Source organism: Geodermatophilus sp. SYSU D00663, assembly GCF_054050655.1.
This window is the reverse complement of sequence record NZ_JBJGZT010000016.1, coordinates 40,182-60,538: the sequence shown is the minus strand read 5'-3', so window position 1 is coordinate 60,538 and position 20,357 is coordinate 40,182. Positions and strand designations below refer to the sequence as shown.

The 20,357-nt window shown below is 75.6% G+C and carries 17 protein-coding genes; 2 read left to right on the top strand and 15 right to left on the bottom strand.

Annotated features, from left to right (window positions below):
• Window position 1: 1 nt before the first annotated feature.
• The 5 genes from ACI79Z_RS13985 to ACI79Z_RS13965 form a co-directional block, all read right to left on the bottom strand.
• Complete coding sequence (locus ACI79Z_RS13985) at window positions 2-1,894, bottom strand: ABC transporter ATP-binding protein (RefSeq protein ID WP_387992898.1); 1,893 nt, start codon at window positions 1,892-1,894, stop codon at window positions 2-4.
• A gap of 76 nt (window positions 1,895-1,970) precedes the next feature.
• Window positions 1,971-2,753: an enoyl-CoA hydratase/isomerase family protein gene (locus ACI79Z_RS13980; protein WP_456902962.1), complete on the bottom strand. Its 783-nt coding sequence runs from the start codon at window positions 2,751-2,753 to the stop codon at window positions 1,971-1,973.
• Window positions 2,750-2,977: a helix-turn-helix domain-containing protein gene (locus ACI79Z_RS13975; protein WP_387992902.1), complete on the bottom strand. Its 228-nt coding sequence runs from the start codon at window positions 2,975-2,977 to the stop codon at window positions 2,750-2,752. Before ACI79Z_RS13975 ends, ACI79Z_RS13980 begins: the two co-directional genes overlap by 4 nt.
• A 194-nt stretch (window positions 2,978-3,171) precedes the next feature.
• Window positions 3,172-3,354, bottom strand: a complete 183-nt coding sequence (locus ACI79Z_RS13970) for a hypothetical protein (protein WP_387992904.1) — start codon at window positions 3,352-3,354, stop codon at window positions 3,172-3,174.
• Window positions 3,355-3,410: 56 nt separating this feature from the next.
• Window positions 3,411-5,012, bottom strand: a complete 1,602-nt coding sequence (locus tag ACI79Z_RS13965; protein WP_456902961.1) for an ABC-F family ATP-binding cassette domain-containing protein — start codon at window positions 5,010-5,012, stop codon at window positions 3,411-3,413.
• A gap of 130 nt (window positions 5,013-5,142) precedes the next feature.
• On the opposite strand from ACI79Z_RS13965, the gene ACI79Z_RS13960 reads away from it, so the two are divergent.
• Window positions 5,143-7,284 (top strand): SCO7613 C-terminal domain-containing membrane protein, encoded by a 2,142-nt coding sequence (locus tag ACI79Z_RS13960; RefSeq protein ID WP_456902960.1) that lies wholly within the window; start codon window positions 5,143-5,145, stop codon window positions 7,282-7,284.
• Between the two features lie 47 nt (window positions 7,285-7,331).
• On the top strand, window positions 7,332-9,164 hold the full coding sequence (locus tag ACI79Z_RS13955; protein WP_456902959.1) for an SCO7613 C-terminal domain-containing membrane protein: 1,833 nt from the start codon (window positions 7,332-7,334) through the stop codon (window positions 9,162-9,164).
• 14 nt (window positions 9,165-9,178) lie between these two features.
• Here the strand turns inward: ACI79Z_RS13955 and ACI79Z_RS13950 are convergent, their stop codons facing one another.
• From ACI79Z_RS13950 to ACI79Z_RS13905, 10 genes are all read right to left on the bottom strand, one after another.
• A complete protein-coding gene (locus tag ACI79Z_RS13950) occupies window positions 9,179-10,369 on the bottom strand; it encodes a site-2 protease family protein (RefSeq protein ID WP_387992915.1) in 1,191 nt (396 codons plus the stop codon).
• A 437-nt stretch (window positions 10,370-10,806) separates the two neighbouring features.
• Complete coding sequence (locus ACI79Z_RS13945; protein ID WP_387992918.1) at window positions 10,807-11,187, bottom strand: metal-sulfur cluster assembly factor; 381 nt, start codon at window positions 11,185-11,187, stop codon at window positions 10,807-10,809.
• Window positions 11,184-11,651, bottom strand: a complete 468-nt coding sequence (gene sufU, locus ACI79Z_RS13940; RefSeq protein ID WP_387992921.1) for a Fe-S cluster assembly sulfur transfer protein SufU — start codon at window positions 11,649-11,651, stop codon at window positions 11,184-11,186. The genes ACI79Z_RS13945 and sufU overlap by 4 nt, the downstream gene beginning before the upstream one ends.
• Window positions 11,651-12,976, bottom strand: a complete 1,326-nt coding sequence (locus ACI79Z_RS13935) for a cysteine desulfurase (protein ID WP_456902958.1) — start codon at window positions 12,974-12,976, stop codon at window positions 11,651-11,653. The genes sufU and ACI79Z_RS13935 overlap by 1 nt, the downstream gene beginning before the upstream one ends.
• Window positions 12,973-13,746: a Fe-S cluster assembly ATPase SufC gene (gene sufC, locus ACI79Z_RS13930; protein ID WP_387992927.1), complete on the bottom strand. Its 774-nt coding sequence runs from the start codon at window positions 13,744-13,746 to the stop codon at window positions 12,973-12,975. The genes ACI79Z_RS13935 and sufC overlap by 4 nt, the downstream gene beginning before the upstream one ends.
• A gap of 15 nt (window positions 13,747-13,761) precedes the next feature.
• Window positions 13,762-14,115: a non-heme iron oxygenase ferredoxin subunit gene (locus tag ACI79Z_RS13925; protein WP_387992930.1), complete on the bottom strand. Its 354-nt coding sequence runs from the start codon at window positions 14,113-14,115 to the stop codon at window positions 13,762-13,764.
• Between the two features lie 3 nt (window positions 14,116-14,118).
• Window positions 14,119-15,438: a Fe-S cluster assembly protein SufD gene (gene sufD / locus ACI79Z_RS13920; RefSeq protein ID WP_387992932.1), complete on the bottom strand. Its 1,320-nt coding sequence runs from the start codon at window positions 15,436-15,438 to the stop codon at window positions 14,119-14,121.
• Window positions 15,438-16,880, bottom strand: coding sequence for a Fe-S cluster assembly protein SufB (gene sufB / locus ACI79Z_RS13915; protein ID WP_387992934.1), 1,443 nt, complete (start codon window positions 16,878-16,880; stop codon window positions 15,438-15,440). The genes sufD and sufB overlap by 1 nt, the downstream gene beginning before the upstream one ends.
• A complete protein-coding gene (locus tag ACI79Z_RS13910; RefSeq protein WP_387992936.1) occupies window positions 16,877-17,707 on the bottom strand; it encodes a helix-turn-helix transcriptional regulator in 831 nt (276 codons plus the stop codon). The genes sufB and ACI79Z_RS13910 overlap by 4 nt, the downstream gene beginning before the upstream one ends.
• Window positions 17,708-17,813: 106 nt before the next feature.
• Complete coding sequence (locus ACI79Z_RS13905) at window positions 17,814-20,342, bottom strand: ATP-dependent Clp protease ATP-binding subunit (protein ID WP_456902957.1); 2,529 nt, start codon at window positions 20,340-20,342, stop codon at window positions 17,814-17,816.
• Between the last annotated feature and the right edge of the window lie 15 nt (window positions 20,343-20,357).

Below are 20,357 nucleotides of genomic sequence, written 5' to 3'. Positions count from 1 at the left end.
GCTACGCCGCGCCGACCGTCCGACGCTCGCCGTCGGCGAACTGGGTCCGGTAGAGGTCGGCGTAGCGGCCCCCGAGCGCCAGCAACTCCTCGTGAGTGCCCGACTCCGCGATGCGACCGTCGTCGACCACGAGGATCTGGTCGGCGCTGCGGATCGTGGACAGCCGGTGCGCGATCACCAGCGACGTCCGGCCCGTCAGCGCGGTGTCCAGCGCGTGCTGCACCGCCACCTCGGACTCGCTGTCCAGGTGCGCGGTCGCCTCGTCGAGGATGACGATCCCCGGCGCCTTGAGCAGCACCCGCGCGATGGCCAGCCGCTGCTTCTCCCCGCCCGAGAGCCGGTAGCCGCGGTCGCCGACGACGGTGTCCAGGCCGTCGGGCAGCGCCGCCACGAGCGCGGCGATCCGGGCACCGGTCAGCGCCGCCCACAGCTGCTCCTCGGTGGCGTCCGGGCGGGCGTAGAGCAGGTTGGCGCGGATGGTGTCGTGGAACAGGTGCGCGTCCTGGCTGACGACCCCGATCGCGTCGCGCAGCGACGCCAGCGTCGCCTCCCGGACGTCGAGCCCGCCGACCCGCACCGCGCCCCCGGTCACGTCGTACAGCCGCGGCACCAGGTTGACGATCGTCGACTTGCCGGCACCCGAGTGCCCGACCAGCGCCACCATCTGCCCGGGCTCGACCCGGAACGACACGTCGTGCAGCACCGCCGTCGGGCCGCCGTGCTCGGGCAGCGACACGTCCTCCAGCGAGGCCAGCGACACGTCGGTGGCGGCCGGGTAGCTGAAGGAGACGGCGTCGAACTCGATCGACCGGTCGCCGGCCGGCACCGGGACGGCGCCGGGCGCCTCGGCGATCATCGGCGCGAGGTCGAGCACCTCGAAGACCCGGTCGAAGCTGACCATCGCGCTCATGACGTCGACCCGGACGTTCGACAGCGCGGTCAGCGGACCGTACAGCCGGGACAGCAGCAGCGCCAGCGCGACGACGTCGCCCGGCGACAGCGACCCGTCGAAGGCCAGCCAGCCGCCCAGGCCGTAGACCAGCGCGGTGGCCAGCGCCGCCACCAGGGTCAGCGCGGTGAAGAAGGTGCGGCCGTACATGGCCGACAGGACGCCGATGTCGCGCACCCGCGCCGCGCGGCCGCGGAAGCTCTCGGCCTCGGTGTCGGGCCGGCCGAACAGCTTGACCAGCAGCGCCCCGGCGACGTTGAACCGCTCGGTCATCGTCGCGTTCATCGACGCGTTGAGCCCGTAGGACTCCCGGGTGATCTCCTGCAGCCGCCGGCCGATCCGCCGCGCGGGCAGCACGAACAGCGGCACCATCACCAGCGAGAGCAGGGTGATCTGCCAGGACAGCGTGAACATGACACCGGCGGTGAGCACCAGTCCGATCACGTTGGACACGACGCCGGACAGCGTCGAGGTGAACGCCTGCTGCGCGCCGACGACGTCGTTGTTGAGCCGGCTGACCAGCGCACCGGTCTGGGTGCGGGTGAAGAACGCGACCGGCATCCGCTGCACGTGCTCGAACACCCGGCTGCGCAGGTCGTAGATGACGCCCTCGCCGATCCGGGCGGAGTACCAGCGGGTGGCCACCGAGATCGCGGCGTCGACCACCGCCAGGCCGGCGATGAACAGCGCGATGCGGACGATGCCGCCGGCGGTGCCGTCGAGGCGGGCGATCCGGTTGACGATGTCGCCGGCCAGCAGCGGGGTGAGCACGCCGATGACCGAGGAGCCGACCACCAGCAGCAGGAAGAACGTGAGCTCGCGCCGGTAGGGCCGGGCGACGCCGAGGATGCGGCGCACGGTGCCCTTCGGCAGCGGCCGCGAGGTGACCGACGGGTCCCGGCGGAACGAGCGCATCGCCGCCATGGAGGTCATGGGACTGCTCACGACGCGACCTCCTCACGGCCGGACGGGGACCGGCCGCCGGTCCAACAGCGGCCGGTCCCCTCCTGTTCCGGATCCCTCAGCGGCGCGCCAGCCCCGCCAGCTCGGCCAGCCGCCGGGACTGCGCGGCCCGCTCGGCCGCGTCCTGCGCCTCCGGGGGGTTGCGGACGGCCGAGCGCACCAGCGCCGCGGTCTCCCGGACCGCTCCCGCCGGTGGCGCGGTGAGCGCGGCGACCAGCGTCGCCACCGCCCCGTCGAGCTCCGCGGCCGGGACGACGGCGTTCGCGATGCCCCACGCCAGCGCCTCCGCCGCCGGCACCGGCCGGCCGGTCACGCAGACCTCCATCGCCCGCGCGTAGCCCACCAGCTCCGCCAGCGTGCTCGTGCCGGTGAGGTCGGGGACGAGGCCGAGCGTCGCCTCGGGGAGCCGCAGCGACGCGTCGTCGGTCATCACCCGCAGGTCGCAGGCGAGCGCCAGCTGCGCGCCGGCGCCGATCGCGTGCCCCTGCACCGCGGCCACCGAGACGATCCCCGGCGAGCGCAGCCACCGGAAGCCGCCCTGGTACCCGCGGATCCGCTCCTGGGCGAGCTCGGCCGGCATCGTGCCCAGCTCGCCGAGCCCGCCGGGGGTCGACGGGTCGGCGCCGAACAGGCTGCGGTCCAGGCCGGCGGAGAAGGAGCGGCCGCTGCCCCGCACGACGACCACGCGCACGTCGTCGTCGAGCGAGGCGCCCACGGCCGCCAGCGCCGCCCAGGTGGCCGGCGTCTGGGCGTTGAGCTGGTCGGGTCGGTCGAGCGTGACGGTGAGGACGGCGCCGTCCCGGCTGGTGCGGACCCAGCCGTCGGCGTCGGCCGCCGTCACGCGGTCTTCTTGCTGTTCCGGTTCGCCCCGCCACGGCTGCGCAGCGTGGCACCGGACTCCGACAGGAGCCGGTGCACGAACCCGTAGGACCGGTTCGTCGAGGTGGCCAGGGAGCGGATGCTCTCCCCGCCGTCGTACCGCTTCTTCAGCTCGTCCGCCAGGGTGGTGCGGTCCCCACCGGTGATGCGCTTGCCCTTGCCGAGGTCCGTGCTCGAGTCGGCCATGACTCCCCTCCGTCGCAGCCGCCGGGACCGGCGAGGGGTGCCGGCCCGGTCGGGTGCTGGCTCGCGTGGTGCCGCCGTCCCCGTGACGCCGGCCTCCCGCACCGATGATCACCCAGCCCGCGCGGCTCGGCCACGCGAATGACAACTTCCCGGCGAGCCGTCCCGCGGCGGGCGCGGAGGGCCGGCCCGGACGGTCACCCGCCGGGCAGGTGCCCGCGCAGCCGGCGCGGGGCGCGGCTCGGCCACGCCCCGGTGAGCGCCTCCTCGAGGTCCTCGACCGACGCCGCCTCGACGTCCGCGAGCACCCTCGGGTGGGTGCCGTGGCCGGCGACGGTGGTGGACGCCCGCGGCTGCGCCGCGACGAGGACGTCCACCACGCCGGCACCGGGCAGGTCCAGCGCTGCGCCGCCCGTCGTCCCGGCCGCCAGGAGCGCTACGCGAGCTCCACGAGGTCGGCGAGGTCCTCGCTCCAGGCGTCCTCGGTGCCGTCGGGCAGCAGGATGACCTTGTCCGGGTCGAGCGCGCGGACCGCGCCCTCGTCGTGTGTGACCAGCACGATGGCGCCGGTGTAGGTGCGCAGCGCGTCGAGCACCTGCTCGCGGCTGGCCGGGTCGAGGTTGTTGGTCGGCTCGTCGAGCAGCAGCACGTTGGCGCCGGAGACGACGAGCGTGGCCATCGCCAGCCGGGTCTTCTCCCCGCCGGACAGCGTGCCGGCGCGCTGGTCGGCGGCGTCGCCGGAGAAGAGGAAGGCGCCGAGGATGCGCCGCAGCTCGGTGTCGGTGCTCTGCGGCGCGGCCGCGCGCATGTTCTCCAGCAGCGAGCGGTCGTGGTCGAGCGTCTCGTGCTCCTGCGCGTAGTAGCCGATCCGCAGCCCGTGGCCCGGCAGCACCTCGCCGGTGTCGGGGACCTCGGTGCCGGCCAGCATCCGCAGCAGCGTCGTCTTCCCCGCCCCGTTCAGCCCGAGGACGACGACCCGCGCGCCCCGGTCGACGGCGAGGTCGACGTCGGTGAACACCTCGAGCGAGCCGTAGCTCTTGGACAGCCCCTCCGCGGTGAGCGGGGTCCGCCCGCACGGCGCCGGCGTCGGGAACCGCAGCTTGGCCACCCGGTCCTGGACGCGGACCTCCTCCAGCCCGGCGGCCAGCCGCGCGGCGCGCTTGTCCATGCTCTGCGCGGCCCTGGCCTTGGTGGCCTTGGCGCGCATCTTGTCCGCCTGCGCGGTCAGCGCGTCGATCTTGCGCTCGGTGTTGGCCCGCTCCTGCTTGCGGCGCCGCTCGTCGGTCTCCCGCTGGGCGAGGTAGGGCTTCCAGCCGAGGTTGTAGACGTCGACGGTGGCCCGGTTGGCGTCCAGGTGCCACACCTTGTTGACGACGGCGTCGAGCAGCTCGACGTCGTGGCTGATGACGATCAGCCCGCCCTTGTGCGCGGCGAGGAACGTCTTGAGCCAGGCGATCGAGTCGGCGTCGAGGTGGTTGGTGGGCTCGTCGAGCAGCAGCGTCTCGGCGTCCGAGAACAGGATGCGGGCGAGCTCCACGCGCCGCCGCTGGCCGCCCGACAGGGTGCGCAGCGGCTGGCCCATGACCCGGTCGGGCAGGCCGAGGGCGGTGCAGATGCGCGCGGCGTCGCTCTCGGCGGCGTACCCGCCCAGCGCGGCGAACTGGTCCTCGAGCCGCCCGTACCGGCGGACGGCGCGGTCGCGCTCGGCGTCGTCGGCGGGCTCGGCCATGGCGACCTGCGCCTTGACCAGCTGGGCCTTGAGGACGTCGAGGCCGCGGCCGGACAGCACGCGGTCGCTGGCGGTGATGTCGAGGTCGCCGCTGCGCGGGTCCTGCGGGAGGTAGCCGATCTCGCCGGTCACCTCGACCTTGCCGGCGTGCGGCAGGCGCTCACCCGCGAGCGTGGTGAGCGTGGTGGTCTTGCCGGCGCCGTTGCGCCCGACCAGACCGATGCGGTCGCCCGGCTGCACGCGCAGGCTGACGTCGCTGAGGAGGATGCGGGCGCCGGCGCGCAGTTCGAGGCCGGTCGTCGTGATCACTGATCCCAGGGTAGGCCCTCTCGTCCCGGAACCGGAGCGGATTGCCGGGTGACGTCCACGGCACCCCCGTCCGTCCACAGTCCGGGCGAGATCGCTACCGCCGGCGCCCGCGGCGCGTCACCATCCGCCCGTGACCGATCCCTCCTGGTCCGGGCCCTCCTGGGGTCTGCCCTGTCCCGTCTGCGGCACGCCGGCCGCGCCCGCCCCGGCGCCCTGCGGGACGTGCGGCCTGCCCGCCGTCGCGCAGGCGGCCACGGTGGTGGCCCGGCTCGGCGCGACCATCGACGAGTTCGCCCGCGAGCGGGACGCCCTGGTGGCCACCCTGCGCGCCGCGGCCCCGGGCCCGGCCCCCGCCCCTCCGCCCGCTCCGGCCCCGGCCTGGGCGCCCGCGCCCGCGCCCGCTCCGGCCCCCGCCTGGGCGCCGCCGCCCGCGCCCGTGGCGCCGCCCGGTACGCCACCGCTCCCGCAGCCACCGTCCCCGCGGCGGCGGCTGAGCCCGCAGCAGGTGCTGCTGGGCCTGGGCGCGCTGCTCGTGGTCGCCGCGGCCATCGCGTTCGTGGCGGTGGCCTGGAGCCGGCTGGGCGTGACCTTCCAGGCCGCGGTCATGGCCACGGTCACCGCCGCCGCCTGCGCGGCCTCGGCGTGGAGCGCCCGCCGCGGCCTGCGGGCCACCGAGGAGGCGCTGGCCGGCGCCGGGGCCGCGCTGCTGGCGGTCGACCTCGCCGCCGCGCACGCGCTCGGCCTCTGGGGTGCCGACGCCGTGCCGCCCCGGCTGTGGGGCGGGCTGTCCTGCGTCGCGGTCGCGGCCGTGGCCCTGGCCCTCGGCCGCGGCACGCGCAGCACGGTCACCTGGCCGCTGGTCGCCCTGCTCGCCGCCCAGCCGGCCGGCTGGCTGCTGCTGCCCCTCGGGGTGGCCGACGGCGGCGCGGGGGTCGCGGTCCTGCTCGCCACCGCGCTGGTCGACGTCCTGGCGCTGCTCCTGCTGCGCCCGGCCCTGCAGCGGGTCGCGCTCGGGCTGGGCGCCCTGACCGGAGGCGCCGGGGTGCTCCTCGGCGTCCCGCTGGCCTGGGACGGCGGTGCGGTCGACGGGTGGGTCGCCACCGGCGTCCTCGTGGTGGCCGCGGCCGTCGCCGGCGCCCTGCTGCGGGAGCCGCGGCTGGCGCCGTTCCTGCCGGAGCCGCGCGCCGCCGCGGCCGGCGCGGCGGGGGTCGCGGCCCTGGCCCTGGCCGGGTCGCTGAGCGGGCTCGGTGTGGCGGGGACCGTCGCGGCGGGCGGGCTGGGCCTGGTCCTGCTCACCACCGCCGCGCCGCCGTCGGTCGCCGGGTCCGCGCCGGCGGCGCTGCTCGCCGGCGGGGGCGCGCTGACCGCCGCCGGCGCCGGCGTCCTCGCCGACGGCGACCACCCCGCGCCGCTGGCCCTGCTGGTGCTGGCCGCCGCCGTCCCGGCCGTCCTCGCCGCGGTGCTGCGCCCCGGGGTCCGCGCCGCGGCGACCGGGACCGCGCTGGCCGCACCCGGCGGTGCCGTCCTGATCGCCTCGGGGGGTGGCCTGCTCTCCCCCGGGGTCGCGGGCCTCCTGCTCGCGCTCGTCGCCGCCGCCGCGTTCGCCGTCGCCACGGCCCGCGCCGCGCGGCCCGAGGAGGTCGCCGCCGCAGGCACCGGCGCGGTCCTCGCCGTGGCCGCCGGGATCACCGCCGGCAGCGCCGGGGCGTGGGGGCAGGTCGCGGTCGACCTCGCCGTGGCCGGGGCGGCCGCCGGCTGCTACGCCGTCGTCGCCCGGCGCCGCCTCGCCGCCGTCCTCGCGGTGGCCGACCTCGTGCTCGCCGGGTGGATCGCCGCGGCGGGTGCGGAGATCCGCACGCCGGAGGTCTACACGCTGCCGGCCGCGGCGGGGCTGCTGCTGCTCGCGCTCCCGGCGCTGCGCACGGGAGCAGCCTCCTGGGCCGCCGAGGGCGCCGCGGTGGCCGTCGCGCTGCTGCCGTCGGCGGTCGTCGCCGTGGCCGACCCGGCGCCGCTGCGGCTGGTCGGGGTGGTCGCCGCGGCGGCCGGGCTGACCGTCGCGGGGGCGCTCACCCACCGGCAGGCGCCGTTCGTCCTCGGGGCCGGTGCCCTGCTGGTGGTGACGCTCGGCCGGCTGGCGCCCTACGCGCCGCTCGTGCCGCGCTGGGTCACGCTGGCCACCGCGGGCCTGCTCCTGCTGGTCGTCGGGGCCACCTACGAGCGGCGCCGGCAGCAGGCACGGGAGGCGGTGGCCTGGGTCGCGCAGATGCGCTGACCGCCCCTAGCGTGAGGCCCGACGGCCGGGCGCGAGGGGGGACGGCGATGACGGGCGCGCCGCTGCCACCCCTGCCCTACGCGGGCCCGCCGGGAGCGGCCCGCGTCGATCCCGGCCCGCCCCTGCCCTCGCTGCCCGCCCGGCTGCGGCCGCCGCAGGTGATCCTCGGCGTCGGGGTGGTCCTGCTGGTGGCCACGGCGCTGGCCGGGCCGTCGCTGGCGGGCGGGGTCGCCCGGATCGGCGTCCTGCTGCTGGCGCTGGTCGCCGCGTGCGCCGCGGCGTGGGCCGCCCGGGCCCGGCTGCGCAGCACCGAGGAGGCGTGCGCCGCGGCCGCGGTCGCACTCGCGCTGACCGGAGCCGCCGGCGGGGAGCGCACCGCCGACGGCGGGCCGCTGCCGGCGCTGGGCCTGGCCGTCCTGCTGCTCAGCCTGCGGGTGCTGCTCCCCCGGCCGCTGAGCTGGCCGCTCGGCGCCTGGCTGGCGCTGCAGGTGGCGGCCCTGCGGTCGCTCGCCCTGGTGCCCGCGGGCCTGCCGCGCACCGCGCTGCTGCTCGGCGTCGCGCTGGCCGGGCTCGCGGTCACCCTGACGGCGCGGCGCCCGCTGGCCCGCGTCGCCCTGGTGACCACCGCGCCCTGGTTCGTCGCCGGGGCAGCCGGCGGGCTGGTCGGCGCCGCCACCGGTGCCGGCGCCGCCCGCTGGGTCGCGGCCGGCCTGACCGTCGCCGCGGCGGCCGGGCTGCTGCTCGTGCGGCTGGAGCGCGCGGTCGAGCCGCTGCTCGGGCCGCCGCGGCTGGTCCCCGGGGTCGCGGGCCTGGTCGCCGGCGGGGCGGTGGGTGCGGCGCTGTCCACCGACGGGCCGGTCCCGCTCCCGCTCGCGGGCTGGCTCGGCGTGCTGCTCGCGAGCGTGGCCGCGGCCACGCTGACCGGCTGGCGCCGGGGGCTGCTGCTGCCCGCCGCGACCGCCGCGGGGCTCGTCCTGGTGGTGCCGGCGGTGGCCCAGCTGGTCGCGGCCGCGCGCTGGCCGGCCCTGGTCGCGCTGCTGGTGCTGATCGCGCTGCCCGCGGCCGGTGTCGCGGCGGCCCGCCGGGACGAGCGGGCCCGGGCGCTGCCCGCGGCCGTCGGCTGCCTCGCGGCCGCGGCGCTGCTCGCGGTGCCGGCGGGGCTGCTCTCCGCCGGCGCGGCCGCCGCGGCGCTCACCGGGCTGTTCGCCGGAACGCTGGCCGCCCGGCCCGCGCTGGCCGCCGACGTCCGCGGTGCGACCGGCACGGTCGGCGCCGTCTGCGCGGGTGCGGCGCTGGTGGTCCTGGCCGTCTCCGCCGCGTGGGGTCCGCTCGCGGCGCAGCTGGCCGTGCAGGGCGTGCTGGTCTGCGCCTGGGCGGCGCCGGCGGCCCGAGGGGGCGAGGCCGAGGCGGCCTGGCGCACCGGCGCGCTGGAGCTGGGCGCTGCGGGGTGGACGCTGGCCGCGCTGACCGGCACGGCCGTGGTCGAGGCCTGGAGCCTGCCGGCCGCCGCGGCGCTGCTGGTGGCGGCCGGGCCGCGCCTGTTCGACGGCCCGTCCTGGCCGGTGTGGGGTCCGGGTCTGGTGGCCGCGGCGGCGCCGTCGACGGTGGCCGCGGTGGTGCAGCCCGGCGCGCTGCGCCCGCTGCTGGTGCTGCTCGCCGCGGCCGCGGTCATGGCGCTCGGTGCGCGCGCCGCGGTGCGGGCGCCGCTGGTCGTCGGCGCGGCCACGGCGGTCGCGCTCGGCGTGGGGCTGGCGGTGGAGGCCCTGCCGCTGCCGCTGGCCGGGGTCCTCGTCGCCGGCGCGGGCCTGCTGGCCCTCGGCGCCCGCCGCGAGCTGCGCCCGGTCGCGGGCTTCGGCGCGCGGCTGTCGGAGATGCGCTGACCCCCGGCCGGTGGTCAGCCGGGTCCGGGGCCCGGCACCCGGGCGACGTCGGCTCCCCCACCGGCGCCGGGGTACCGGCCGGCCGCGGCCAGGTCGGCCAGCTGCAGGGTCCGCGTGACGTCGCTCGGGGACACGACGCCGACCACGCGGCCGCCGTCGAGCACCACGGCTCGCCCGTCGCTGCAGCCCTCCATGCGCCCCAGCAGGTCCAGCAGTGGCTCCTCCGGGCGGGCGGTCGGGACCTCCGACGGCGGGCAGGCGACGTCACGCAGCCGCGTCGTCGCCCGGGCGGATGCCGGTACCGACCGCAGCCGGTTGAGGGTCACGAGACCGACCAGCGCCCCGCCGGGGCCGACCAGCGGGTAGGTGCTGAACCGGTGCGCCAGGGCCACCTCGTACAGGAATCGGTCGACCGGCTGGTCGGGGTCGGCGGTCAGCACCGGGCCGCTCATCACCCGGCCCACCGGCAGCCCGCCCAGCCGTGCGGACGCGCGGGCCTGCTGCTCCTCGGCGGTCGCGGCGTTGACGAGGAACAGGCCGATCAGACCCAGCCACAGCCCGCCCAGGCCGCGGCCGGTGACCAGCTGCAGGGCGCCGAGGGCGACGAGCGCGAACCCGAAGAACCGCCCCGCCCGGGACGCCGTCACCGCCGAGGACCACGGGTCCCCGCGCCGCCACCACAGCAGCGCCCGCAGCAGCCGCCCGCCGTCGAGCGGGGCCGCCGGGACGAGGTTGAACAGGGCCAGCGAGACGTTGATGACCGCGAGGTAGTCCAGGACGGCCACGGGCAGCCCGCCGGCGCCGGCGACCCGCGCCAGGACGGCGGCCGCCATGGCCAGCCCGCCGAGGACGAGGCTGGTCAGCGGGCCGACGCCGGCGATGCGGAACTCCGCCCCGGGGGTCCGTGCGCCGCCGCGCAGCCGGGCCACCCCACCCAGCAGCCACAGCGTGATGCCCTCGACCTCCACGCCGTTGCGCCGGGCGACCACCGCGTGGGCCAGCTCGTGCGCGAGGAGCGAGGCGAGGAAGGCGGCCGCGGCCACCAGGGCGGCGGCCGCGTACGCGAGGCCGCTGCGGCCGGGCAGCACCAGGGGGAAGCGCCCCAGTGCCAGGCCGGCGGCGATGATCGCCACGATCACCAGGACGCTGGCGTTGACGCCGACCCGGATGCCGGCGATGCGGCCCAGCCGGAAGGTCTCGTTCATGCCGTCCTCCTCGGGCGGAGTGCGCAGCCCGCTGGCGCCCTACCCGATGGTGCGCCACGGACAACCCGCGCCCGGCTCGGGAGCCGGACAGCGACTCCGCGCACACCGCCCGGTGGCCCGGGCTCGGGAACGCGCGCAGCGGCGAGAGGAGCGGGCGCCCAGCGGCAGGGCCGGCCGGTCCGGGGCCACCGGCGGGCGACCCGGTCCGGGTCGACGTCGGCGGCGACGACGTGCCGGACGGTCCCCCCGACGAGGACTGCCCGCGCCCCGAGGGGCGCGGGCAGTGTCACGACGCTCGCGTGGGCCGCCGGGTCGTCCCCGGGGGCCCATCGAGGAGTCCGGCGAGGGGATCGCGGACCCTCAGTCGGGCTGGTCCGGCGCGGCCGCGGGGTCCCGCGGCACGCGGAGCGTGTCGTGCGGGGCAGACGGTCCCTCGATCAGACCCGGAAGCCGAGGGCGCGCAGCTGCTCGCGCCCGTCGTCGGTGATCTTGTCCGGACCCCACGGCGGCATCCAGACCCAGTTGATCCGGACGTCGTCGACCAGGCCGGGGCCGGGGCCGCCGGTCAGCGCGGCGCGCGCCTGGTCCTCGATGACGTCGGTCAGCGGGCAGGCCGCCGAGGTGAGCGTCATGTCCAGGACGGCGACCTGCGAGTCGCCGTCCTCGGCGACGTCGATGCCGTAGACCAGGCCCAGGTCGACGACGTTGACCCCCAGCTCGGGGTCGACGACGTCGCGCATGGCCTCCTCGACGTCCTCGAGCAGCGCCGACTTGTAGGCCGGGAGCTCGGGGGCGGTGTTCTCGGTGGTCTCGCTCATGCCTGTCCTCCAGTGGGGGTGGCGGCCAGCGCGCGGGCGGAGGCGTCCTTGAGGGCCATCCAGCTCATCAGCGCGCACTTGATGCGGGCGGGGTACTTCGACACCCCGGCGAAGGCGACGGCGTCCTCGAGCTCGTCCTCGAGCTGCTCGGCCACCGTGGAGTCGCCCTTGGACTGCATGAGCGTCATGAACGAGTCGCCGGTGGCCAGCGCGTCGGTGACCGGGCGGCCGACGACGAGGTCGTACATCGCCGAGACCGAGGCCTGGCTGATCGAGCAGCCCATGCCCTCGTAGGACACGTCGGCGATCGTCTCGCCGTCCAGGTGCACCCGCAGGGTCACCTCGTCCCCGCAGGTCGGGTTGACGTGGTGCACCTCGGCGTCGAACGGGTCGCGCAGTCCGCGGCCGTGGGGGTTGCGGTAGTGGTCCAGGATGATGTCCTGGTACATCGACTCGAGCTGCATCAGGCGGTTGCCTCCTCCGGCGTCACACCGAAGAAACGCTGCGCGGCCCGCACGCCTTCCACGAGCGCGTCGACGTCGTCGTACCCGGTGTGCACGTAGAAGGTGGCCCGGGTGGTGGCCGGGACGCCGTAGCGCCGGACCACCGGCCACGCGCAGTGGTGCCCCACCCGGACGGCGATGCCGACGTCGTCGAGGACCTGGCCGACGTCGTGCGGGTGGATGCCCTCGACGGTGAAGGACACCGCGCCGCCGCGGGCGACGGTGTCCGGCGGGCCGATCACGGTGACGCCGGGGACCGCCTGCAGCTGCTCGAGCGCGTAGGCGGTCAGCGCCTCCTCGTGCGCCTGCACGTTCGCCATGCCGAGCGCCTGCAGGTAGTCGACGGCGGCGCCGAGGCCGATGGCCTGGGCGGTCATCGGCACGCCGGCCTCGAACCGCTGCGGCGGCGGCATGAAGGTGCTGCCCTCCATCCGCACGACCTCGATCATCGACCCGCCGGTGAGGAACGGCGGCAGCGCGTCGAGGACGTCGTAGCGGCCCCACAGCACGCCGATGCCGGTGGGCCCGAGCATCTTGTGGCCGGAGAACACCAGGAAGTCCGCGCCGAGCGCCGCGACGTCGACCGGCTGGTGCGGCACCGACTGCGCGCCGTCGACCAGCACCAGCGCGCCGACCTCCCGCGCCCGCGCCGTGATCGGCCCGAGCGGGTTGATCGTGCCCAGGATGTTCGACTGCTGGGTGACCGCGACGAGCTTGGTCCGCTCGTTGACCACGGTGTCCAGGTCGGACAGGTCCAGCCGGCCGTCGTCGGTGAGCCCGAGCCAGCGCAGGGTCGCCCCGGTGCGCTCGCACAGCTGCTGCCAGGGCACCAGGTTGGCGTGGTGCTCCATCTCGGTCACGACGATCTCGTCGCCCTGGCCGACGGCGTACCGGCGGTGCGCCGGGTCCTTGGCGGTCACCGCGTTGGACAGCGAGTACGCCACGAGGTTGATCGCCTCGGTGGAGTTGCGGGTGAAGACGACCTCCTCGGCGGAGGCGCCGATGAAGGCCGCGATCCGCGCCCGCGCCGACTCGTACGCGCCGGTGGCCTCCTCGGCCAGCTGGTGCGCGCCGCGGTGCGGGGCGGCGTTGATCCGCTCGTAGAAGTCGCGCTCGGCGTCGAGGACGCTGCGGGGCTTCTGCGCGGTGGCGCCGGAGTCGAGGTAGACCAGCCGTTTCCCGTCGCGCACGGTGCGCGACAGGATCGGGAAGTCCGCCCGGATCGCCTCGACGTCCAGGGGCAGCGGGACACGCGTCCCCGTGGGACGCGAGGCGGTCGAGGTCATGCCTTCGCGGTCTCCTTCGAGCCCTTGACGTAGGCGGCGTAGCCCTCTGCCTCGAGCTTGTCGGCGAGCTCCTTGCCGCCCTCGTCGACGACCTTGCCGTTGACGAACACGTGCACGAAGTCGGGTGTGATGTAGCGGAGGATCCGCGTGTAGTGGGTGATCAGCAGGACGCCGACGTCACCCTCCTCGCGGGTGCGGTTGACGCCCTCGGAGACGACCCGCAGCGCGTCGACGTCGAGGCCGGAGTCGGTCTCGTCGAGGATTGCGATCTTCGGCTTGAGCAGCCGCATCTGCAGGATCTCGTGGCGCTTCTTCTCACCGCCGGAGAAGCCCTCGTTGACGTTGCGCTCGGCGAACGCCGGGTCCATCTCCAGCGCCGACATCTCGTCGCGGACGTCCTTGACCCAGGTGCGCAGCTTCGGGGCCTCGCCCTTGACCGCGGTGGCGGCGGTGCGCAGGAAGTTCGACACCGAGACGCCGGGGACCTCGACCGGGTACTGCATGGCGAGGAACAGGCCGGCGCGGGCGCGCTCGTCGACGCTCATCGCGAGGACGTCCTCGCCGTCGAGGGTCACCGTGCCGCCGGTGATCGTGTACTTCGGGTGCCCGGCGATCGAGTACGCCAAGGTCGACTTGCCCGAGCCGTTGGGGCCCATGATCGCGTGCGTCTCGCCCGACCGGACGGTCAGGTCGACGCCGCGGAGGATCTCCTTGGTCTCGTCGCCCTCACCGACCGTGACGTGCAGGTCGCGGATCTCCAGAACCGACACTTCTTCTCTCGCTCCTCAGTTGCCGGCCGCGAGCGGGAGGCGCCCGTCGGACTCGGTGTCGACGTAGACGTCATCCCCCTCCACGCGGACCGGGTAGACGTCGACCGGCTCGGTGGCCGGCAGGTTGGTGGGCTCGCCGGTGCGCAGGTCGAAGCACGACCCGTGCAGCCAGCACTCGATGGTGGGTGCGCCGTCGAACTCCTCGACGTCGCCCTCCGACAGCGGGACCTCGGCGTGCGAGCACACGTCCTGCACCGCGTAGACGTCGCCGTCGTACCGGACGACGGCGACGTCGACGTCGGCGAGCTCCACCCGCAGCGCCCCGTTCTCGGGGACGTCGGAGAGCCCGCAGACCCGCTCGAAGGCCATGGGTCAGGCCACCTCGACCGGCTGCTCGTCGAGGCCGGGCAGGGCGCCCAGGCGCGTCTCGATGGAGCGCATCAGGCGGTCCTGCAGCTCGTCCACCCCGATGTGCTGGACGACGTCGGCGAAGAAGCCGCGCACGACCAGGCGGCGGGCGGTCTCCGCGTCGATGCCGCGCGAGCAGAGGTAGAACAGCTGCTCGTCGTCGAACCGGCCGGTGGCGCTGGCGTGACCGGCGCCGACGATCTCGCCGGTCTCGATCTCCAGGTTGGGCACCGAGTCGGCGCGGGCGCCGTCGGTGAGCACCAGGTTGCGGTTGAGCTCGTAGGTGTCGGTGCCGGTGGCCGCGGGGCGGATGCGGACGTCGCCGATCCACACCGTGCGCGCGCCCTCGCCCTGCAGCGCACCCTTGTAGAGCACGTTGCTGGTGCAGTTGGGCACCGCGTGGTCCACCCAGAGCCGGTGCTCCTGGTGCTGCGTCTCGTCGGAGAAGTAGACGCCGAACAGCTCCGCGGTGCCGCCGGGGCCGGCGTACTGCACGTTGCTGACCAGCCGGACGAGGTCGCCGCCGAGGGTGACCACGACCTGCTTGAAGCTGGCGTCCCGGCCGACGACGGCGTCGTACTGCCCGCCGTGCACCGCGCCGGGCGCCCACTCCTGCACCGAGACGACGGTGACCTGCGCGCCGTCACCGACGAGCACGGCCACGCCGCCGGAGTACCGGGCGAGGCCCGCGTGGTCGAGGACGACGGTCACCTCCGCGAACGCGCCGACCTCGACGACGAGCTGGCCCCACACGACGTCGTCCGAGCCGGTGCCCGACAGCCGCAGCGTGACCGGGCGGTCGGGCCGGGCCTCCGCCGGCACGCGGACGACGGCCGCGCCGCCGCTGCGCTGCCGGGTGAGCGCCGCCAGCCGGTCGACCGGCTCAGGCAGGCCCTTGATCAGCGGGTCGTCGGCCTCCACGCGGGTCAGCTCGACGCCCTCGGGCAGGTCGGTGTCCCACTCCAGGTGCGCGTCCGAGGGGGCGCCGTCGAGCAGCGGGCGGATCCGGCGCATCGGGGTGAAGCGCCAGTCCTCCTCGCGGCCGGTGACCGCGCCGAAGGCCTCGGGGTCGGTCGAGGTGAACCGCTCGGCCGGCGAGCCGGTCGGGGCGGTGCCGCCGTGCGAGTGGGCGCCCGGCGCGGCCTGGCCGGCCGTGCCGGTGCCCGCCGCCGGGACGGCCGGCGGGCCCGCCTGGGTGCCCACCCCCTCGCCGAACAGCTCGCCGGCGAGGGTGGCGGACTCCGTGGTGAGACCGGTGGTGCTGGGGGCGTTCTGGTCCGGCATCAGCCGACGGCACCTTCCATCTGCAGCTCGATGAGCCGGTTGAGCTCGAGGGCGTACTCCATGGGCAGCTCGCGGGCGATCGGCTCGACGAACCCGCGGACCACCATCGCCATGGCCTCGTCCTCGGACAGGCCGCGGCTCATCAGGTAGAAGAGCTGGTCCTCGCTGACCCGGGAGACGGTCGCCTCGTGGCCCATGGCGACGTCGTCCTCGCGGACGTCGACGTAGGGGTAGGTGTCCGACCGGCTGATCGTGTCGACCAGCAGGGCGTCGCACTTGACCGTCGACTTCGAGCCGGACGCGCCCTCGTCGATCTGCACCAGGCCGCGGTAGGAGGTGCGGCCACCGCCGCGGGCCACCGACTTCGACACGATGGTCGAGGAGGTGTTCGGGGCGGCGTGCACCATCTTGGCGCCGGCGTCCTGGTGCTGGCCCTCGCCCGCGAAGGCGATGGACAGGACCTCGCCCTTGGCGTGCTCGCCGGTCATCCAGACCGCCGGGTACTTCATGGTGACCTTGGAGCCGAGGTTGCCGTCGATCCACTCCATGGTCGCGCCCTCGTGGGCGATCGCCCGCTTGGTGACCAGGTTGTAGACGTTGTTCGACCAGTTCTGGATGGTCGTGTACCGGCAGCGCGCGTTCTTCTTGACGATGATCTCGACGACCGCGGAGTGCAGCGAGTCCGACTTGTAGATCGGCGCGGTGCAGCCCTCGACGTAGTGCACGTAGGCGCCCTCGTCGACGATGATCAGCGTCCGCTCGAACTGGCCCATGTTCTCGGTGTTGATCCGGAAGTAGGCCTGCAGCGGGATCTCGACGTGCACGCCCTTCGGCACGTAGATGAACGAGCCGCCCGACCACACCGCGGTGTTCAGCGCGGCGAACTTGTTGTCGCCGGACGGGATGACCGAGCCGAAGTACTCGCGGAACAGGTCCGGGTGCTCCTTGAGGGCGGTGTCGGTGTCGAGGAAGACGACGCCCTGCTCCTCGAGGTCCTCGCGGATCTTGTGGTAGACGACCTCGGACTCGTACTGGGCCGCGACGCCGGCGATCAGCCGCTGCTTCTCCGCCTCGGGGATGCCCAGCTTGTCGTAGGTGTTCTTGATGTCCTCGGGCAGCTCGTCCCACGAGGCGGCCTGGGCCTCGGTCGAGCGCACGAAGTACTTGATGTTCTGGAAGTCGATGCCGGAGAGGTCCGACCCCCAGTCGGGCATCGGCTTGCGCTCGAAGAGCTTGAGCGCCTTGAGGCGGCGCTCGAGCATCCACTCGGGCTCGTCCTTGCGCGCCGAGATGTCCCGGACGACGTCCTCGTCGAGACCGCGTCGGGCGGAGGCCCCGGCGACGTCGGCGTCGGCCCAGCCGTACTGGTAGCGGCCGAGCTGCTCGATCTGCTCGTCCTGCGTCAGCGGCGTGCCGGTCACCGGCTGCTGGGTGCTGGTCATGCGGGCGTCCTCTCCCGGTCGTTCGTGGGGGTGCTGGTGGACGGTGCGGGGCCGGGTCGTGGGGGGACGACTCGCGCTGCTCGCTCACCGGGTACAGGGCGTGCGGGGGTCGTTCTGTTCCCCGCACCGGTGTGAGCCCGGGCGCCTCCGCTGCTGCGAGGCGGCCCGGGGATGTGGGTGGTGCAGACGCCGTCGCCGTGGGCGATCGTGGCCAGCCGCTGGACGTGGGTGCCCACCAGCCGGCCGATGACCGCCGTCTCGACCTCGCACAGCTGCGGGAACTCCGCCGCCACGTGCGCGACCGGGCAGTGGTGCTGGCACAGCTGCCCGCCGCTGGAGATCGCCGAGGCCGTGGCAGCGTAGCCCTCGGCCGTCAGCGCCTCGGCCAGCGCCCGGGCCCGCTCGACCGGCGCACCGGCCGCGCGGGCGACGGCGTCGGAGGCCCGCTGCTCGAGACCGGCCAGCTGCGCCTCGGCGACGGCGCGGACGGCGTCGGGACCACCGGAGGCCGCGACGTACCGCAGCGCGGTCAGCGCCAGGTCGTCGTAGGCGTGGGCGAACCCGGACCGGCCGGCGTCGGTGAGGTGGAAGTGCCGGGCGGGCCGGCCCCTCCCCCGGTGCGCGCCCGCGGCCGCGCGCTCCTCGACCCGGCCCTGGGCGGCCAGCGCGTCGAGGTGGCGCCGGACGGCGGCGGGGCTGACGCCCAGCCGGCCGGCCAGCTCGCTGGCGGTCTGCGGACCGTGCTCGAGCAGCAGCGCGAGCACGCGGTCACGGGTGCGGACGTCGTCGGCCCGCACCGTCCCCGCCTGCGTCGCGCTGCTTTCCACAACACGATTGTGTCCTATTTCGGGAGGCCTGCAAGCAAGGTCCCCCTAAGTCACCCGGCCCCCGACCGTGCAGGTCAGGGGCCGGGTGGCGCAGGTCACGACGGGCTCAGGCCCGGGCGGCCGCCGCCGGCTCGCGGTCCTCGACGCGCAGGTCGAGGGCGCCGTCCCGGACGTCGGCGACGACGTGCCGGCCGGCCCCGGCGCGGCCGTCGAGCAGCAGCCGGGCCAGCGGGTTGTCGACCTCCCGCTGGATCGCCCGGCGCAGCGGGCGCGCCCCGAACGAGGGCTCGAAGCCCCGCTCGGCGATCCAGGCGACCGCCTCGTCGGTGAAGGTCACCTCGATGCCCTGCGCCGACAGCCGCCGGCGGGTCTCGTCGAGCAGGAGCCGGGTGATCTGCTGCAGCTGCTCGCTCTCCAGCTGCTGGAACACCACGATCTCGTCGATCCGGTTGAGGAACTCCGGCCGGAACGACTCCCGCAGCCGCCGCATGAGCCGGTCCCGCAGGCCGGCGTCGGCCGCGGCGCCGTCACCGGTGCCGAAGCCGAGCGGGGTGTTGCGCCCCTGGATCAGCTCCGACCCCAGGTTGCTGGTCATGATCAGCACGGTGTTCGTGAAGTCGACCGTGCGGCCCTGCGAGTCGGTGAGCCGGCCGTCGTCGAGCACCTGCAGCAGCGTGTTGAAGACGTCGGGGTGCGCCTTCTCGATCTCGTCGAGCAGCACCACCGAGTAGGGCCGGCGGCGGACCGCCTCGGTCAGCTGACCGGCGTCCTCGTAGCCGACGTAACCGGGCGGGGACCCGACCAGGCGGCTGACGGTGTGCCGCTCCTGGAACTCGCTCATGTCCAGCCGGATCATCCGGTCGGAGTCGCCGAACATCGCGTCGGCCAGGGCCCGGGCCAGCTCGGTCTTGCCGACGCCGGTCGGGCCGAGGAACAGGAAGCTGCCGATCGGCCGGTCCGGGTCGCCCAGGCCCACGCGGGACCGGCGGATGGCCTCGGAGACCACGCGGACGGCGTCGTCCTGGCCGACCACCCGCTCGTGCAGGCGCTCCTCGAGCTGCAGCAGCCGCGCCATCTCCTCCTGGGTCAGCTGGGCCACCGGGATGCCGGTCTGCCGCGAGACCACCTCGGCGACGTCCTCGACGCCGACCTCGGGCACGCCCGGCTGGCCGCCGCCGGTGCGGGCCTCCTCCAGGCGGCGCTGCGCCGTGGCGAGCTCGTCGCGCAGCTCGGATGCGCGCTCGTACTGCTCGGCGGCGACCGCCTGGTCCTTCTCCCGCTGCAGCCGCTCGACCTCCTGCTCGAGGCCGCGCAGGTCCGTCGGCGGGGTCTTCACCCGGCGGCGGACGCGGGCGCCGGCCTGGTCGATGAGGTCGATGGCCTTGTCCGGCAGGTGCCGGTCGGTCACGTAGCGGTCGGAGAGCTCGACGGCGGCGCGGACGGCGTCGTCGGTGAAGCGCACCTGGTGGTGGGCCTCGTAGCGGTCGCGCAGGCCGCAGAGGATCTGCACGGTGTCCTCGACGCTGGGCTCCGACACCAGGATCGGCTGGAACCGGCGCTCGAGAGCGGCGTCCTTCTCGATGTTCCGGCGGTACTCGTCGAGCGTCGTCGCGCCGATGACGTGCAGCTCGCCGCGGGCCAGGGCGGGCTTGAGCATGTTGCCCGCGCCGCCGGAGCCCTCGGACGCGCCCGCGCCGACGACGGTGTGCAGCTCGTCGATGAAGACGACCACCTCGTCGGAGTGCTCGCGGATCTCGTCCACGATCTTCTTGAGCCGCTCCTCGAAGTCCCCGCGGTAGCGGGTGCCGGCCACCAGGCCGGTGAGGTCGAGCTCGACCAGGCGCTTGCCGCGCAGCGTCTCCGGGACGTCGCCCTCGACGATCTGGGCGGCGATGCCCTCGACGATCGCGGTCTTGCCGACGCCGGCCTCGCCGATGAGCACCGGGTTGTTCTTGCGGCGCCGCGAGAGGACCTCGACGGTCTGCTCGATCTCGGACTCGCGGCCGATGACCGGGTCGATCTGGCCGTTGCGGGCCATCTCGGTGAGGTCGCGGCCGAACTCGTCGAGCGTCGGGGTGCTCGAGGCCGGCCGCCCGGGACGGCCGCCGCCCGGCGTGCCGCCGCCGGTGGCCGCCTGCTGCAGCGCCTCGGGGGTGACCCCGTGCTCGCGCAGCACCCGCCCGCCCGGGGACTCGGCGTCGACCGCGAGGGCGAACAGCAGGTGCTCGGGGCCGATGTAGGTGGAGCCCAGGGCCCGCGACACCTGGTGGGCGTCGAGCAGGACCCGCTTGGCGGCCGGGGTGAGGGCGGCCCGCTCGGCCTGCGGCGTCCCCTGCGGCATCCGCTCCTCGAGCTCGGTGCGCAGCCGGTCGGGGTCGGTGCCCGTGCGGGACAGGAAGGCGCGCGCGGTCTCGTCGCCGGTCATCGCCCACAGCAGGTGCTCGGTGTCGAGGTCGGCGCTGCCGGTGGCCAGGGCCTGCGCGGCCGCGGCGTTCACCAGCTCGCGGGCCTGCTGGCTGAGGAACTGCACGGGGCTCACCCGCTGCCGCGGCGTGCGCTGCTCGCCGCCCAGGTAGCGGGCGAAGAAGTCGTCGAACGGGCTCCCGTAGGGGCCCGGGAAGAAGGGGTTGGTCATACCTCACGTCCAAGG